The sequence below is a fragment of the Streptomyces sp. NPDC048277 genome (assembly GCF_040652235.1).
Taxonomy (GTDB): domain Bacteria; phylum Actinomycetota; class Actinomycetes; order Streptomycetales; family Streptomycetaceae; genus Streptomyces.
In genome coordinates this window covers 1-14218 of the sequence record NZ_JBEZLQ010000016.1, presented here as the reverse complement: position 1 = coordinate 14218, position 14218 = coordinate 1, and the positions used below count along the sequence as shown (strand labels likewise).

Sequence of the window (14218 nt, the reverse complement as noted above, 5' to 3'; positions counted from 1 at the left end):
ACGGCGGGAGGCAGGGGCGGACTCACCGGCGGGTCACGACGGCGCATCGCCTCCGCGGGCAGTGCCAGGGCTTGACGGGGGTGGCGGCCGCCACCCCCGTGCCCGTCCGCGCGGTATCACCGTCGCCGCGGCGGCCACCAGCAGCACCAGGCCCGCCATGGCACCGGCGGCCAGCAGCGCGCGGTGCCGGGGGGTGGTGGACACCGCGGGCAGGCGGAGCGGGGCGGCGGGCGACGGGGCGACGGGCGAGCGGGACCCCGCCGGCACCATGGAGAGCGCCGCGTACGGGTCCAGCCGGGGCGCGTCCGCGGTGGGCGCGGCGGAGGCGATCAGCCGCTCGGCGGTCTCGGCGGCGGTCAGCTCCGGGTGGTAGGCGCGTACCAGGGCTGCCGCCCCGGCGGTGAACGCGGCGGCGGCGGAGGAGCCTGTGGCGATGTAGTGCCCCGGGCCGCGCGGCCCGATGCCGACCACCGGGCCGCCGGGTGCGGTCAGATCCGCCCCGTCGGCGCCGGCCGCGCTGTCCAGCACGCTTCCGTCGGCCAGCACCCCGGCCACCGACAGGGCGCCGGGCGCGGACGCCGGCCAGTACGCCCGGACTGCCTCGGCGGTGGCGGTGGACCCGGGCCGGGTGTCGGGCGCGGCGGCTGCCACGACCAGGACGTCGTGGGCGGTGGCGTAGCGGACGGCGGCGGTGAGCTTGTCCTCTCCCGTGGCCAACGCCGGTACCACGGCGATGACTTCGGCACCGTGGTCGACGGCGGCCCGGATGCCGCCCGCGACCAGGTCGGCGGTGGCGGTGCCCCGCCGGTCGGTGCCGCGCACGGCGAGCACCCGGCTGGCCGGGGCCACTCCCCGGAAGGCGGTGCCGCTGGTCGGCGCGGCAGCGATGAGGCCGGCGGTGAAGGTGCCGTGGCCCACACAGTCCTCGTCGGCGTCTCCGATGGCCGTGACCCGGCCGGACAGCGCCGGCGCCTCGGCCGACACCCCGGTGTCCACCACTGCGACAGTGACGCCCTCGCCCCGGGACAGCTGCCACGCGTTGGGCAGCGACAGGCTCTGCTGGGCCCAGGTCGTGGCCCGCGCGGTACGGCCCGACGCGGCCGTGCACGGGTCGTCGTCGCCCAGCGCGAGCGGGATCGGCGGCAGGCTCGTACTGTCGCCGCCCCCCGACGAGGAGACGCCACCCGACGAGGAGGGAGAGGGAGAGAGGGCCAAGGCGGGCACCGGGACGGACGCGGCGCAGACCACGGCCACCGCCAGCGCGCCCAGCATCCTGGACCGCCGGACGGAACCCGCAGAGCGGAAGGAAGAGAAGGAGGCCCTGGAACAGGGAGTTTGGGGAAGCCAGCGGGACAGAAAAGGCCTGAGAGACCGGAGTTGCCTCATGATGCGCATGCTAGAGGGACATCTCGCCGTGTCTGCACAGGACTTCGCACGGGCCGGACGGACCGGAGGGGGGCGATCGGGAAGGAGATGCGCTACCACCTCCCGCTGTTCACCGACGCTCCTTACTGTTTACTACTCTCGGCATGACGTCGCTGACGAGGAGGAGATTCGAGCGTGGCACGCCAGCTGCTCACGGTCGGTCCCGAAAGGCCCGATAGGCCAGACAGCTTCCGGACGATAAACGAGGCGCTGACCAAGGCTCGTACGGGCGCGGTGATCAGCATCCTGCCGGGACGCTACGAGGAGAACCTGCGGATCTCCAGGCGGGTGACCATCGTCGCCGAGGGCGCCCGCGGCAGCGTGGAGATCGCGCCCCGCACCGGCTCCGCCGTGACCCTGGTGGCCGACGCCGTGATGCTCACCGACCTGGTGCTGCGTGGTCCCGAGGACGACGACGTACCGGTCGTGGACGCCTTTCAGGGGCAGGCCGCGTTCGAAGGCTGCGACATCGTGGGCACCGGCTGGACCGCGGTGCTCAGCCGCAACGCGGGCTCACTGGCCATGCGCGGCTGCCGGATCACGAACCCGGCGGGCGCCGGCGTCGTCGACACCTCGTCCGAGGAGAGCGTCATCGCGGACAGCGTGTTCGAAAACCTCGGCAGCTCGGCGATCGTGATCAGCGAACGGGCCCGGACCGTCGTACGCGGCAGCACCCTGCGCGACTCCCGCGGCAACGGTGTCCTGGCCAACGGCCAGACCCGCGGCTCGGTCGAGGACTGCGACATCTCCGCCACCGACAAGCCTGGTATCGCGCTGGAGCAGAACAGCGCCACCCGAGTGCTCCGCACCCACCTGCACGACCTGGCCGTCGCCGTCCTGGTCACCAGCGCGTCTCGCCCGGAACTGACCGAACTCGACATCCTGGCCACCGCCGAGCACGGCATCCTGGTCTCGTCCGGAGCCGAGCCCATCCTGCGCCGCTGCCGGGTCCGGCGGACCAAGGGCAGCGGCCTGGCCGTCACCGGACGGGCCCGGGGCACGTACGAGGACTGCGAGTTCGCGCACTGCGAGGGCCCCGCCGTCCTGGCCACCGAGAGCGCGGCACCCATGCTGACCCGGACCGCCGTACGGGACTGCTCGGCGGCGACCGCCGTGCTGCTGACCGGAGAGTCGGCGGCCGAGTTCGACCGGCTGGAGGTGACGGGGGTCACCGGGACGGGTATCTCCATACGCTCCGGCGCCAACCCGCTGCTCCGGCGGGCTCAGGTGACGTCGGCAGGCGGCCACGGTGTGGACGTCCTCCAGGGCGGGCGCGGACGGCTGGAGGACTGCGAGATCCACAAGGCGGGCGGTGCGGCCCTGCGGGTCGGCGACGACGGCCGCTCGTACATCGGCAACAGCACCCTGACCGACGCCGTCGGGCCCGGCGTCCTCGTCGCGGCGGGCGGCCTGGCGGACATCCGGGACACCGTCGTCGACGGCAGTACGGCGGAGGGCATCCGGGTCGAGGAGGGCGGCGAGGCATCCGCCCTCCGCAACCGGATCATCGCCTCCGGCTCGCACGGCGTGCTGCTCGCCGCCGGGGCACGGGCCGCGCTGAGCGGCTGCGAGGTCTCCAGCGGCCGGGCCGACGGTATCCGCGTCGACAGCGCCGAGCAGGTCTCCGTCCTCGACTGCACGGTCAGCGACAACCGGGGCGCCGGACTGCGGCAGACCGCCCGGGACGGCGCGCTCACCGTGGCCCGGCTCTCCAGCGTGGCGAACGGGTCCCGGGACGCCTGGGACGGAGCGCCGCCGCCCGCCCCGGCGGACCCGGACGACCCGGCGTTCGGGGCGGCGGCCCGTCCCGGTCCCGCCGAACCGGAAGGCCCAGTCGAGGAGTTGGAGGCCCTGGTCGGGCTGGACGCGGTCAAGCACCAGGTCAAGGGCCTGGTCAACCTGACCCGACTGGCCCAGCGCCGGGCCAGCCTCGGCATGCCGGCCCCGCCGATGAGCCGGCACTTGATCTTCGCGGGCGCCCCCGGCACCGGCAAGACCACGGTCGCCCGTCTCTACGGCTCCATCCTGGCCGAACTCGGCGCCCTGCGCTCCGGCCACCTCGTCGAGGTGTCCCGGCCCGACCTGGTCGCCCAGGTCGTCGGCGGTACGGCGATCAAGACCACCGAGACCTTCAACCGGGCGCTGGGCGGCGTGCTGTTCATCGACGAGGCATACACGCTCGCCTCCGACAGCAAGAACTCCGGAGCCGACTTCGGCCGCGAAGCCGTCGACACGCTGGTCAAACTGATGGAGGACCACCGCGACGACGTGGTGGTGATCGCGGCCGGTTACTCCAAGGAGATGGAGTCCTTCCTCACGGTCAACCCGGGTCTGGCGTCCCGCTTCGCCCGCACCGTCGAGTTCGTCAACTACACGGTCGACGAGCTGGTGACCATCGTGGAGAGCATGTGCGAGCGGCACTGTTACGAACTCGCCCTCGACACCAAGGACTCGCTCGCCGCGCATTTCGCGGACATGCACCGGGGCCCCAGCTTCGGCAACGGCCGGGTGGCCCGGCAGGTGTTCGAGGAGATGGTGGACCGGCAGGCGTCCCGGCTGTCCACCCTCCCTGAAGCCGGGGAGCACGATCTGACGCTGCTGCTGCCGGAGGACGTCGGCGAGGCCGCGGCCGCCGCCGTCAAGGCAGCCTCGTCCGGCCTCCGGGCCGCCTCGCCGCTGGACGAACTCAACGCGATGGTCGGCCTCCAGAGCGTCAAGCACGAGGTCACCGACATGATCAACCTGCTGTCGGCGTCCCAGCGCCGCATGGCCGCCGGCCTGCCCGCCTCCCGGATCAACCAGCACCTGGTCTTCGCCGGACCGCCCGGCACCGGCAAGACGACGGTGGCCCGGCTGTACGGGAGACTGCTGCGTTCCCTGGGCGTGCTGCCGCGCGGACAGCTCGTCGAGGTGGCCCGCGCCGACCTCGTCGGACGCTACGTCGGGCACACCGCCCAGCTCACCCAGGAAGTGTTCGAAAGGGCTCTGGGCGGCGTGCTGTTCATCGACGAGGCGTACACCCTCACCCCGCCCGGATCTCCGTCGGACTTCGGGCGGGAGGCGGTGGACACACTGCTGAAGCTCATGGAGGACCACCGGGAGGACGTCGTGGTGATCGTCGCCGGCTACACCGCCGAGATGAACCGCTTCCTCGCCTCCAACCCGGGCCTCGCCTCCCGCTTCTCGCGGCATGTCGAGTTCCCCGACTACAGCTCGGAGGAGCTCGTCACCATCGTCGGACAGCACGCCGCCGCCTCCGGCTTCGAGTGCGCCCCCGACCTGCCGAAGGCACTGCTGACGTTCTTCGAGGCCCAGCCCCGCGACCGTTCCTTCGGCAACGCGCGGCTGGCCAGGCAGACCGTCGAGCGGATGGCCACCCGACAGGCCCGACGGCTGGCCGCGATGGACTCCCCTGGCATGGCGGAACTCCAGACCCTCCTGGCGGAGGACCTGCTCACCCCACCGCCCGCCCCGGCCGGGTAGGCCCGCCCCCCGGTCGGCGCGAACACCGCCCCGGCCGGAGAGCGGAGAGCGCCTCACGAGGACTTGGCGCTCGACGAGCCGCAGAACTCCCCTTCGGCGAAGGGCGCTTAGGCCGCTGCGCGTGCACCGAGGTTCGATTGCCGTGCTTCACACGGCACGAGCGGTGGCGGGAGAGCGCACGGGCCGCGGAGCCTCGTACCGTACTACGTCCGCCGGATAGCTGGAGATGGATCAGGCCGTGCTCGGTCGACCGAGCCGGTGCGGCTCGTCCGCCGGTCAGGTTGAGGGCAGGAGGGAGTCGATGCCGATGTCTAGGCGTACAAGGGGTGTGCGATTGATGATCCCCCTCCATCCCCCGGCCTTGTAGTCGGCTCTGGCGCCCGGCAGGCGAGGTTGGGGTCGGTGTCGAAGGTGGCGTCGGGGTGGTGGTCGCGGACGTGCTTCCCGCACCGCACGAGGACCGGGCGAGGCCGAGGTCGGAGGGGGCTGCACACTGGGGGGTGTCGGACAGGGCGCTTACAGGGAGGGGCGTGAGCGAGATTCCCGACCCGCAGCCGACCGTCGACGCCCTCTCCACGCTCATCCCGGAGGTGGTCCCGTACGGCACAGTGGACCCGGAACTCGTGACCATTGGCGAGCGTTGCTGGGCTCTGGCCAGCTTTGCCCCGGAGCTCGGCACACCCATGTGGTGCGAGAAGGCGAAGGACGTCGACACCGCCGGGCGGGACACCAGATCTACGCCGTCGCGGCAGCCGGCGTGAGGGCTGTCGTTCCCGGACGCTCGTGTTCCCCATGCGCGGGGCCGCGCAGTCTCACCTCGCGGACCGCGTTCCAGCAGCTCTGCGACGGCCAGGATCCCGCCTGCGTGGAGTGCACGGAGCCGCTGATGTCCGCGGTGCCGGGCTCTGGACAGGACGTACACCGCATGGAGACAGGGCCAGCAGGCAATCGTCGCGCAGCACTATGACGCGGTCTTCCCCTCCGACCGCGATGAACTGCCCGTCGCCCCCGTCCGGGGCATGATCGGCGCCCTGGCCCTGCTGCGGTACGCACCCTCGATCTCACCCATCGCCGAGTTCAGCGGCTGGCCTGGCCCGCTGTATCCGGACGGCGGCAAGACCAGCACGCTTCTGGGGGCGCTGGCGCGGGCGAGCCTGTTGAAGATCCATCCCACCAGCCCGGTAGATGCCTTCGTCGGGGCTCCCGAAAGCTTCGAAGACGCACCGCGCGCGGCCGAAGGCGATCTGGATGTTGTCGCCGAGCCCCGGCTGACTGGCAGCTTCTACCCGATGGGGGCCCTACGCCTCCATCGGCACCAGCCCGGGCAGGGCGGCCGAACAGCTCGACGCGCACCTCTGTGACGCCCTGGCTCCCGCCGGGATGACCGCAGGGCAGCACGATGACCTGCTGGCAGTCGCGCAGGAACTGATCGCGGAGGAAGCCCTGCGCTATTTCCGCAACCGGCTGGACGAGCACTGTCTGCCCGCCGTTCCGGACAACCACAGAGCCCGTCTGACCGCGGCGGCCTACAAGGTCGCCGAGCACAGGCCGCTCTGGACCCCATGGCCTGGATGCCGAGGCTCGCCCTTACCGGCCAGGCCCGCCGATGGGAGCCCCGCCGCCTGCGGTTGCCGCTGTTCTCCGCGGCCGCTCAGCTCGTCACCACCGGACGCCGCCGCATCCTCCGCTTCGCCAAGCACCGGCCCTGGGCCGACGTGATCACCGACGCCCTGCAACGGCTCGCGGCCCTGCCAAACCCTGGCTGACCAGCAACTTCCCACCCCTACAAGCAGCACAACCCGACCGGAGCCGTGGAACCCGGCACCCACCCGACGCGACAGCCGGGCCACCAGCTTGCCCGCCCGCAGAAATCCCCGCCCCGAACAAGCCGAAAGGGTCCGTCAGCAAACTGACGGACCCTCATGCAAGGTCGAGGCCAGGGTTCGCGCCCCGGCTCGTCCTGTCCACCGTCGGCGGTCAGCCCCGCACGTGCAGGCCGAAACCCGTGCGCCCCGCGGGCTCCAGTCCCTCCTTCAGATGCAGCGCGGGCATCTCGTAATCGCCGAAGTTCTGCGGCCGGTACGGGATCGGCTCAGTCGACTCCAGGGTGAGCAACCGCTGCTCCCAAGCCTTGGCGACGTCCGGGTAGTCCTCGCTGGTCATCCGGCCGACACCGAACACCACGAACGGCGGCAGCACCTCGACGCCCGTGTACCAGAAGATGCCGTGCTGAATCGGGAACAACAGATCATCGATGGGGCCCTGGATCCCCCGGGGGGCGTAATGCGGCTCCGGGGCGCCGGTGGTCACCGACAGCAGAGCCTTCTTGCCCACGAGGGTGCCTTCTCCGAAACGATCGCCGAACCTGGTGTCGGTGTGCTCACCGACGCCGTACGCGAAGTTGAAGGTGAACACCCGCTCCACCCAGCCTTTGAGGATCGCGGGCATGGTGTACCACCACATCGGGAACTGCATGATGATCGTGTCGGCCCACAGCAATTTCTCCTGCTCGGCGAGTATGTCCGGGGCGAGCGTCCCGGCGTCGAAGGCCCGGCCGGAGTCGTGGGCGACGTTCAGCGGATGTGATGCGTCGGGGCCGAAGTCCTCCGCGTCCACGACCGCCTTCCAGTTCATCGCGTACAGATCGGTCACCCGTACCTCGTGCCCGGCGGTCTCCAATGTGGACACCGCGTGGTCCTTCAGCGAGCTGTTGAGGGACTTCGGCTCCGGGTGGGCGTAGACGATCAGCGTTTTCACGGGAACTCCTTCGGATCGGTTGTGTTCGATCCTGGGCGCCACGGCGCCCGGCATTCAGGGACGCTTCTTCCGTCGGGCGGGACTTCCTGGTAATGGCAGGACCACCTTCGCCGGCACCACAGAGGTGATACTGGGGGGCATGGACGATCTTGCGGGCTTCCTGCGTTCCCGGCGTTCCCGGGTCGCCCCGGTGGCCGTCGGCATCCCCACCGACAACCGCCGTCGGGTCCAAGGGCTGCGCCGCGAAGAGGTCGCACACCTGTCCGGAGTCAGCGTCGACTACTACGTACGCTTGGAGCAGGGCCGTGCGACCCAGCCCTCCGAGCAGGTCCTCGACGCCCTCGCACGCGTCCTCGGCCTCGACGAGACCGAACGCGGGCACCTTGACCGGCTCGCCCGGCAGCGCCGCCGGTGCGTGAAGGCGCCGGGCGGGCGGATACGACCGGAGCTGCTGCGCGTCCTCTGCCTGGTCGCCGAGTCACCCGCGCTGATCATGGACCACCGCATGGACGTGCTCGCCGGGAACCGCCTCGCCGGGCTTCTCTTCGGCCGGCCGATGCCCGGCCTGAACACCGCCCGCCACATCTTCCTTGAGGAGGCCGAGCACGGCCTTTACGCGGACTGGGACCAATGCACCCTCGACGTGGTCGGGCACCTGCGCCTGGCCGCCGGCAAGTACCCCGAGGACCCCCGCCTGGCCTCGCTCATCGGCGAGCTGGCGATGGGCAGCGAGCGCTTCCGCCACCTCTGGGCCCGTGCGGACGTGCACGCCCGCACGCATGGACGCAAGGCGTACCGGCACCCGCTGGTCGGACTGCTGGAACTGCACCAGGAGAACTTCGCACTGCCGGACGCATCAGGCATGGAACTGCTGGTGCTGTCCGCGGCTGCCGACAGTCCCGCCGAGGACGGGCTGCGCCTTCTCGCGGGCCTGGGCGCGGACAGCGGTGACGCGCATCCCGCAGTGAACACTCCCAGGTCCGCGAGCAACCCGACGATGCCCACCCACCGCCGGGAACGCCTCAGTTCTGACGGCTTTCCGGCCCCCGCCGACACCTCATGATGCCGATCCGTCCGTACGGTCCGCGGTCGGCTGCCCGGCGTCCGTGTCCGTGTCCGGCACGGGACACAGGCCAGACACCGCCGTCCCGGGAGCGAGGCCGAGCCGGAGTCGGTAATCAGCTGGAAGTCCAGGCTGTGAGGAGGTCTTCGGGCGTGAGGTGGAGGATGCCCTGGGCTGTGCAGCCGCTGCGGGCGACGGCGAGCGGAGGGGTGTCGTTGTGGGCTCCGGGGAGCTGGGAGCGGTGGGTGATGAGGCGGGCGAGGCCGAGGTGGTCGAAGGGCTTGTTCTCCAGCCACTTGCCCGATCCGACGAGCGTGATCTTCTTGGCGATGTGAGCACGGTCGGCTCCGACGATGAGACGAACGTGTCCCGGTCCCTGCGGCCTGCGGTCGGGAGTCGCACACGGATCTTCGTGCCGTCGATGATCCCGGTCCGGCCATCGGCGCCCAGGTACTCGACGACCTCGCTGACAGCACGCAGCCGGACGTCGGGCGCGACGGTGTATCCCCGATGAGTGAGCAGGGCCGCACCTCGCCGATGGCGCGCGTGATGGTGGAGCGATCCAGGCCGAACCAGCAGACCGGCACGCCGTGCGGGGTGCCATGGCGCTGACTCACCAATGTCGCCGGCAGCCGGTCGGCGAAGACGAAATTGTGCTTCGCCCCGGCACCTACGGCCCGCGGCCCCGAGGCTGCCGCTTCAGCCGGCGAGGTGAGGATGCCGCGGGTAGCGCGTTTGCCACCTCGGGGTTCTCGCCGGCGGCCTGTACCTGGCCAGCCGGCCTGTGCCCGGGAAGATGATCAGGAGGACGCGCAGGGCCGTGGATCTGGTGCACGGGGCCCGTCGGCAGGTGCACCCTGTCACTCACGGGGCGCCGGGCGGTGCCCCGGATGATCACCGGTCTCGGAGTCCTCGACGTGACGGAGTCAGGATTCGCACTGGTGGAGAGGGCCCCGCTGCCAGCGTCGAGGAATGACGGGAGGCGATTGATGCATCTGTCCTGGCGTTCGGTCTGACCGTCGTTGGTGAGACCGCGCCCTTTACGTCGGTACCCGGAGCCGCGCCGCTGGGAGACGAGCAGGCAGGTCGGCGATGATGGGGATCCCTGAAAACGTTTTCAAGGAGCCCCATCGGCGAGATCGTCACCGCCTTCGTCCCGGACGATGACCGGTCCTGAGGCCCGGTTTTCTCGCGTGGTCATGCTGGCCGCCGCCCGCCACGGCCGGGTGTTGGAGGTACGGTCACGGCCGCGTTCCTGTCTGTCTGTCGGAGGCACGCGACCGTGTGTACGTCTCCGTCCAGCCTTCAGCTGCCGACGGGGCCGGTGTAGGTGCCGGGATGCGTGGCGCCGTCCTGGAGAAGGACGCTGCCGCCGGGCCAGGCCAGGGTGGCCGAGGTGGTCTCGTTCGGTGGGGTGACGACGACGGAGGTGGCCTTGAACTCGGTGCCGCTGCCCTGGTTCCAGGGGAGGTAGGTGATGGTGAAGGTCGCGCTGCTGCCGGCGGCCAGGGTGATCTTCTTGGGCGTCGCACTGCTGCGGGTCAGCGACCAGCTTCCCCCGGAGGACTTCAGGTCGACCCCGGGGAAGCCCTGGATGGTGCACGCGGCGGAGGTCTTGTTCTTCAGGACCACGGGCAGTTGCTGCTGGTCGTCCGAGCTGCTGATCTTGCCGTCGCCGGAGCCGAACGAGAAGCCCAGCCCGGCGGTGTGGCAGCGGCTCGCGCCGGTGCCGTCACCGCTGCTGCCCGTACCGCCGCCGGTGCTGCTGCCCGCGGCGCTGCTGCCGCTTCTTCCGGTGCTGCTGCCCGTGTCCGTGGTGGCACCCGCGTTCTCGGCCGTGGCGCCGCCGTCCGCAGTGGCCGAGGACGAGGACGTCGGTGCGGACGCCTGCCCGCCCGAGGTGTCGTCACCGCTGCCGTTTCCGCAGGCGGTGAGTGCCAGGGCGAGCGCCGACGTGGCGGCGAACGCGGTGGCAGAGTGGAGCAGACGCATCGTGGTGTTTCTCCGTTGCATAAGGCGCGCTGACGAGCGCGGTGTTGATCACCACAGTATGAGTGAAATCTCAACAGGCTTGTAACTGCGGTGTTCTGATGTAACGTCAGATATCCGCATGTCCCGTCGGAGGCTACGGACCTTGGACGAGGGGAACCCTCCTGGCCAGCCCCGTTCCTAACCGCGTTGCGGCGGGAGGGAACCGATCTGGTGCGCGGAGGTCGCCCCTGGAGAATCTTGCTGGTGGCCGCGTACTGGCAGTCTCGCAAGAGGTTGCGGAAGGACACCGTGCTGACCGTCGACGGCACCCTGGTCCCCACTCGTGCCCACACGATCGCGGAGCAGTCGAAGAACTGCAGGTACTCCACCAGTCATCAGGTCGTCATTTGACGCTGCCCCCTGTCTGATCGTCGCAGTCGGCCGGCCGGTTCCGGTGGCTGTCTGTGCTGCGTGGGGGTTCGGAGTGGCGGGTGGTCACCCGGCCAGGTGCTTGCCGAAGAACTCGGTGAGCTTGGCCACGGCGGGGGTGACGTATTCGTCCTTGTCGTACAGGTCGATATGGGTGGCACCGTCGATGACGGCCAGTTCCTTGGGTTCGGCCGCCTGCTCGATCGCCTCCTGGCTGAAGTAGGCGCTCTCCGCCTCCGAACCGGCGATCATCAGCAGGGGACGGGGCGAGATGAGCCGGATCATCGCGTACGAGTCGTACTGGGCGAGCTGGTCGACGCTGCGCAGCACCCATCCCTGGACCGCACGGGGGTGGTGACCGCGCGGGGTGCGGTAGAACGCGAACGTCTCCCGGAACTGCCGGGTGGCGGTCTTCAGCAGTTCCTCGGCGTCGTCGGGAATCCATGGCATCAGCTCCGGAGCCTCGCCGCGCGCCTCGGCGGTGCGCGCCGCCGCGGCCCGGTCGAGCAGGGCCGTGAGGATCGCCGGGTCCTGGGTGCGGCCCAGCCCCTCACGGATCACGGAGCCCATGTCGACGGCGCTCACCGTGGCCACGCCCTTGATGCGGCGGTCGGTCTGTGCGGCGTAGGGGACGTAGCCACCGGACGCGCAGATGCCCAGAGCCCCGATTCGGTCCGGGTCGATGTCGCGAAGGGTGGTCAGGTAGGTCACCGCGGACTTGACATCCTCGGCCCGCTGGAAGGGGTTCTCCACCCCCCGCGGCTCGCCCTCGCTCTCGCCCTGGTGGGCCGCGTCGAAGACGAGCGCGGCGAATCCCTCCCGGGCCAGGCGCTCGGCGTAGACACTCGGGCTCTGCTCCTTCACGCCGCCTCCCGGATGGGAGATGACGACGGCCGGCAGTCGGCCGTCGACGTGGTCGTCGGGGGTGAAGAGAATCCCGGCCAGGGCGAGATCGTTGCTGGGGAAGGTGACGCTGGTCATCACGGCCTGTTTCTCCTGGTGCGGGCGGGGAAGCGCGGTGACCGCGGACGGCGCGGATCTTCCGGCGGGACCTCCGGCGGCGCCTTCGTCCTCGGGGCGGCCCGTCCGCCGGCCGGCCACATCGCCGACACTCGCACGCGGTACGTGAGCGGGTAAGGGGCCTGGCCTGTCCCCGGACACCGCGGTCCTGGGACACGGCAGGCCCCCTGTCACGGGCCCAGCAGGCTGTAAGACTTGCGCCCATGAGCAGCAGCAACGCCCACGACAGCGAACTGGGCGCCTTCCTGAAGGCGCGGCGCACAGAGCTGAGCCCGGCCGAGGTGGGGCTGCCCGAGGCGGCCGGCCGGCGCAGGGTCAAGGGCCTGCGCCGCGAGGAGGTGGCCCTGCTGGCGTCGATCAGCCCCGACTACTACACGCGCCTGGAACAGGGCCGCCGACAGGCGGCCGAACCTGTGCTGGACACCCTCGCACGTGTCCTCCGGCTCGACGACGGTGAGCGTGCCTACCTGTTCGAACTGTCCGGTCGGGACGCCGCCCGGCCGCGTCGGCGCATCACGCAGAAGGTCCAGCCCCACCTGCAGCGCCTGCTGGAGGACCTCTCCACCACGCCGGCCGTCGTCCTGGGCCGCCGCACGGACATCCTCGCCTGGAACGCCATGGCGGCCGCCCTGTTCACCGACTTCGCGCGGATCCCCGAGAAGAAGCGCAACTTTGTACGGCTGGTCTTCCGCGAACCGGCCTTCAGGGCGCTGTACCCGAACTGGGAGTGGGTGGCGCAGACGTCCCTGGCACAGCTGCGCATGGAAGCCGCCCGCGATCCGAAAGATCCGCAGCTGGCCGAACTGGTGGGCGAGTTGTCGCTCCAGGACCCCGATTTCCGGCGCTGGTGGGGCGCCCACCGCGTCGCCACCCAGGGATCGGGCACGAAAACGCTGAACCATCCGGTTGTCGGCCCGCTCACCCTCGACTGGTCCTTCCTCACCTCCACCGACGACCCCGACCAGCAGCTCATCACCCTGACCGCCGAGCCCGGCACACTCAGCCACGACCGTCTGCGCATCCTCGCCTCATGGGCCACGCCGGCCGCCGACCACCCAGCAGCGGACCGCTAGAGGCTCGCCCGGGTCCCGGACCGGCCGGCCGTTCAGCCCGCCGCAGGCCCGACGGCAAGGTTGCTCAGGTTCATGCGCGTCACCGTAGGGCCGGCCGTGGGACCAGAACAGCGGGGGCAGGCCACGCCGGTCGGCGGCGGTGAGGAGGTCCGCCCACTGCGGTTCGAGGCGATCTCCCCACCATTGCCGTAGGCGATCACGCCGTTGGCACCGTTGGCGGACTCCATCACGTTCAGCCCCTCCTCGATCTCCCGCTTAAGGTCCCGAAGCCGCAGACAGCGGGCCACGAAGTTGGCCTTCCGCACGTGGCCGACCTCCAGCATCGCCGGGCAGGCGGGGTTTGAGGCGTTGCGGGTGAAGCGGCGCAGGATCGCCTCGGTGGGCGCGATGCGGGTCCGGATCGCGGTCGCATACTTGATCATTTGGTCGTACTGCTGGGCGATGAGATCCCAGCGGATCGGGCGGGTCAGCGCCGGGGTGAGCTGCGGGTAGGTGTCCGGGTCGCCGGCACGGTGCAGACAAGGCTGAAGGAGTCGTACACCGACCACTACCGGATCGGGCTGATCAGGCTGCTCGACTGCTGGAGTTCCGCTCGTCCAACCACACCCACCCGCCGGTGATGGAAGCGTTGGCGCTGGTGGCCCGGTACGCGGCGGCGGGCAACACCACGTACTACCCGCTGGGCGAGACCTTGTCCGTGCACAGGGCGATGGGCCGGGACTGGGCCGAGGTCGTCCACTACATCGACAGCGCGGCCGTCGCCGGGTGGTGCGCATGGTCTACGAGGCCGTCGCCTCTTTGGTCAGGTTGCCCGTGTACGGCTGCATAGCGGATGAGCCTGCCGGGCTCGGCCTCGGGGCCGGCGAGTGCGGCGAGCGTGGCCATGGGGGGCGCGGCGCTTGCCCCCATTACCTTCTTGATCAGCCCCGCAATGGGGTTCCCGGCCTCCGGGACGGCATGACTGCTCCCCCCTGTTGATCATGATCTGGGGGGTGGT

General features: G+C 70.8%; 11 protein-coding genes and 2 pseudogenes. 8 read left to right on the top strand and 5 right to left on the bottom strand.

The features are described 5' to 3' along the window. Positions 1-33: 33 nt before the first annotated feature. A complete protein-coding gene (locus AB0D85_RS30885; protein ID WP_362327381.1) occupies positions 34-1272 on the bottom strand; it encodes a S8 family serine peptidase in 1239 nt (412 codons plus the stop codon). A gap of 288 nt (positions 1273-1560) precedes the next feature. Between AB0D85_RS30885 and AB0D85_RS30880 the strand changes: the two genes are divergently transcribed. From AB0D85_RS30880 to AB0D85_RS30865, 4 genes and pseudogenes are all read left to right on the top strand, one after another. Beyond that, positions 1561-4908: a right-handed parallel beta-helix repeat-containing protein gene (locus AB0D85_RS30880; protein WP_362327378.1), complete on the top strand. Its 3348-nt coding sequence runs from the start codon at positions 1561-1563 to the stop codon at positions 4906-4908. A gap of 530 nt (positions 4909-5438) precedes the next feature. Beyond that, a complete protein-coding gene (locus tag AB0D85_RS30875) occupies positions 5439-5669 on the top strand; it encodes a hypothetical protein (RefSeq protein ID WP_362327376.1) in 231 nt (76 codons plus the stop codon). Positions 5670-5927: 258 nt separating this feature from the next. Then, a complete protein-coding gene (locus tag AB0D85_RS30870; RefSeq protein ID WP_362327373.1) occupies positions 5928-6269 on the top strand; it encodes a hypothetical protein in 342 nt (113 codons plus the stop codon). Positions 6270-6452: 183 nt separating this feature from the next. Continuing rightward, positions 6453-6674 (top strand): annotated as a pseudogene (locus AB0D85_RS30865) (transposase); the annotation flags it as partial. Between the two features lie 211 nt (positions 6675-6885). Here the strand turns inward: AB0D85_RS30865 and AB0D85_RS30860 are convergent. Next, positions 6886-7665 carry an NAD(P)H-dependent oxidoreductase gene (locus tag AB0D85_RS30860; protein ID WP_362327371.1) on the bottom strand — a complete coding sequence of 260 codons (780 nt, stop codon included), beginning with the start codon at positions 7663-7665 and terminating at the stop codon, positions 6886-6888. A gap of 139 nt (positions 7666-7804) precedes the next feature. Between AB0D85_RS30860 and AB0D85_RS30855 the strand changes: the two genes are divergently transcribed. Together AB0D85_RS30855 and AB0D85_RS30850 are read left to right on the top strand one after the other, a co-directional pair. Further along, entirely contained in the window at positions 7805-8728 is a 924-nt protein-coding gene (locus AB0D85_RS30855; protein ID WP_362327369.1) for a helix-turn-helix transcriptional regulator, read from the top strand. Positions 8729-8885: 157 nt separating this feature from the next. Further along, positions 8886-9242, top strand: coding sequence for a hypothetical protein (locus tag AB0D85_RS30850; protein WP_362327367.1), 357 nt, complete (start codon positions 8886-8888; stop codon positions 9240-9242). A 791-nt stretch (positions 9243-10033) separates the two neighbouring features. Here the strand turns inward: AB0D85_RS30850 and AB0D85_RS30845 are convergent. Beyond that, on the bottom strand, positions 10034-10720 hold the full coding sequence (locus AB0D85_RS30845) for a DUF4232 domain-containing protein (RefSeq protein ID WP_362327365.1): 687 nt from the start codon (positions 10718-10720) through the stop codon (positions 10034-10036). A gap of 177 nt (positions 10721-10897) precedes the next feature. Here AB0D85_RS30845 and AB0D85_RS30840 point away from each other — a divergent pair. Further along, positions 10898-11147: pseudogene (locus AB0D85_RS30840) on the top strand (IS5/IS1182 family transposase); the annotation flags it as partial. Between the two features lie 47 nt (positions 11148-11194). On the opposite strand, the gene AB0D85_RS30835 reads toward AB0D85_RS30840, so the two are convergent. Continuing rightward, positions 11195-12112, bottom strand: a complete 918-nt coding sequence (locus AB0D85_RS30835; protein ID WP_362327363.1) for an alpha/beta hydrolase — start codon at positions 12110-12112, stop codon at positions 11195-11197. A 239-nt stretch (positions 12113-12351) separates the two neighbouring features. Between AB0D85_RS30835 and AB0D85_RS30830 the strand changes: the two genes are divergently transcribed. Then, positions 12352-13221 carry a helix-turn-helix domain-containing protein gene (locus AB0D85_RS30830; RefSeq protein WP_362327361.1) on the top strand — a complete coding sequence of 290 codons (870 nt, stop codon included), beginning with the start codon at positions 12352-12354 and terminating at the stop codon, positions 13219-13221. Positions 13222-13253: 32 nt separating this feature from the next. Here the strand turns inward: AB0D85_RS30830 and AB0D85_RS30825 are convergent, their stop codons facing one another. Next, a complete protein-coding gene (locus AB0D85_RS30825) occupies positions 13254-13769 on the bottom strand; it encodes a Tn3 family transposase (RefSeq protein ID WP_362327359.1) in 516 nt (171 codons plus the stop codon). Between the last annotated feature and the right edge of the window lie 449 nt (positions 13770-14218).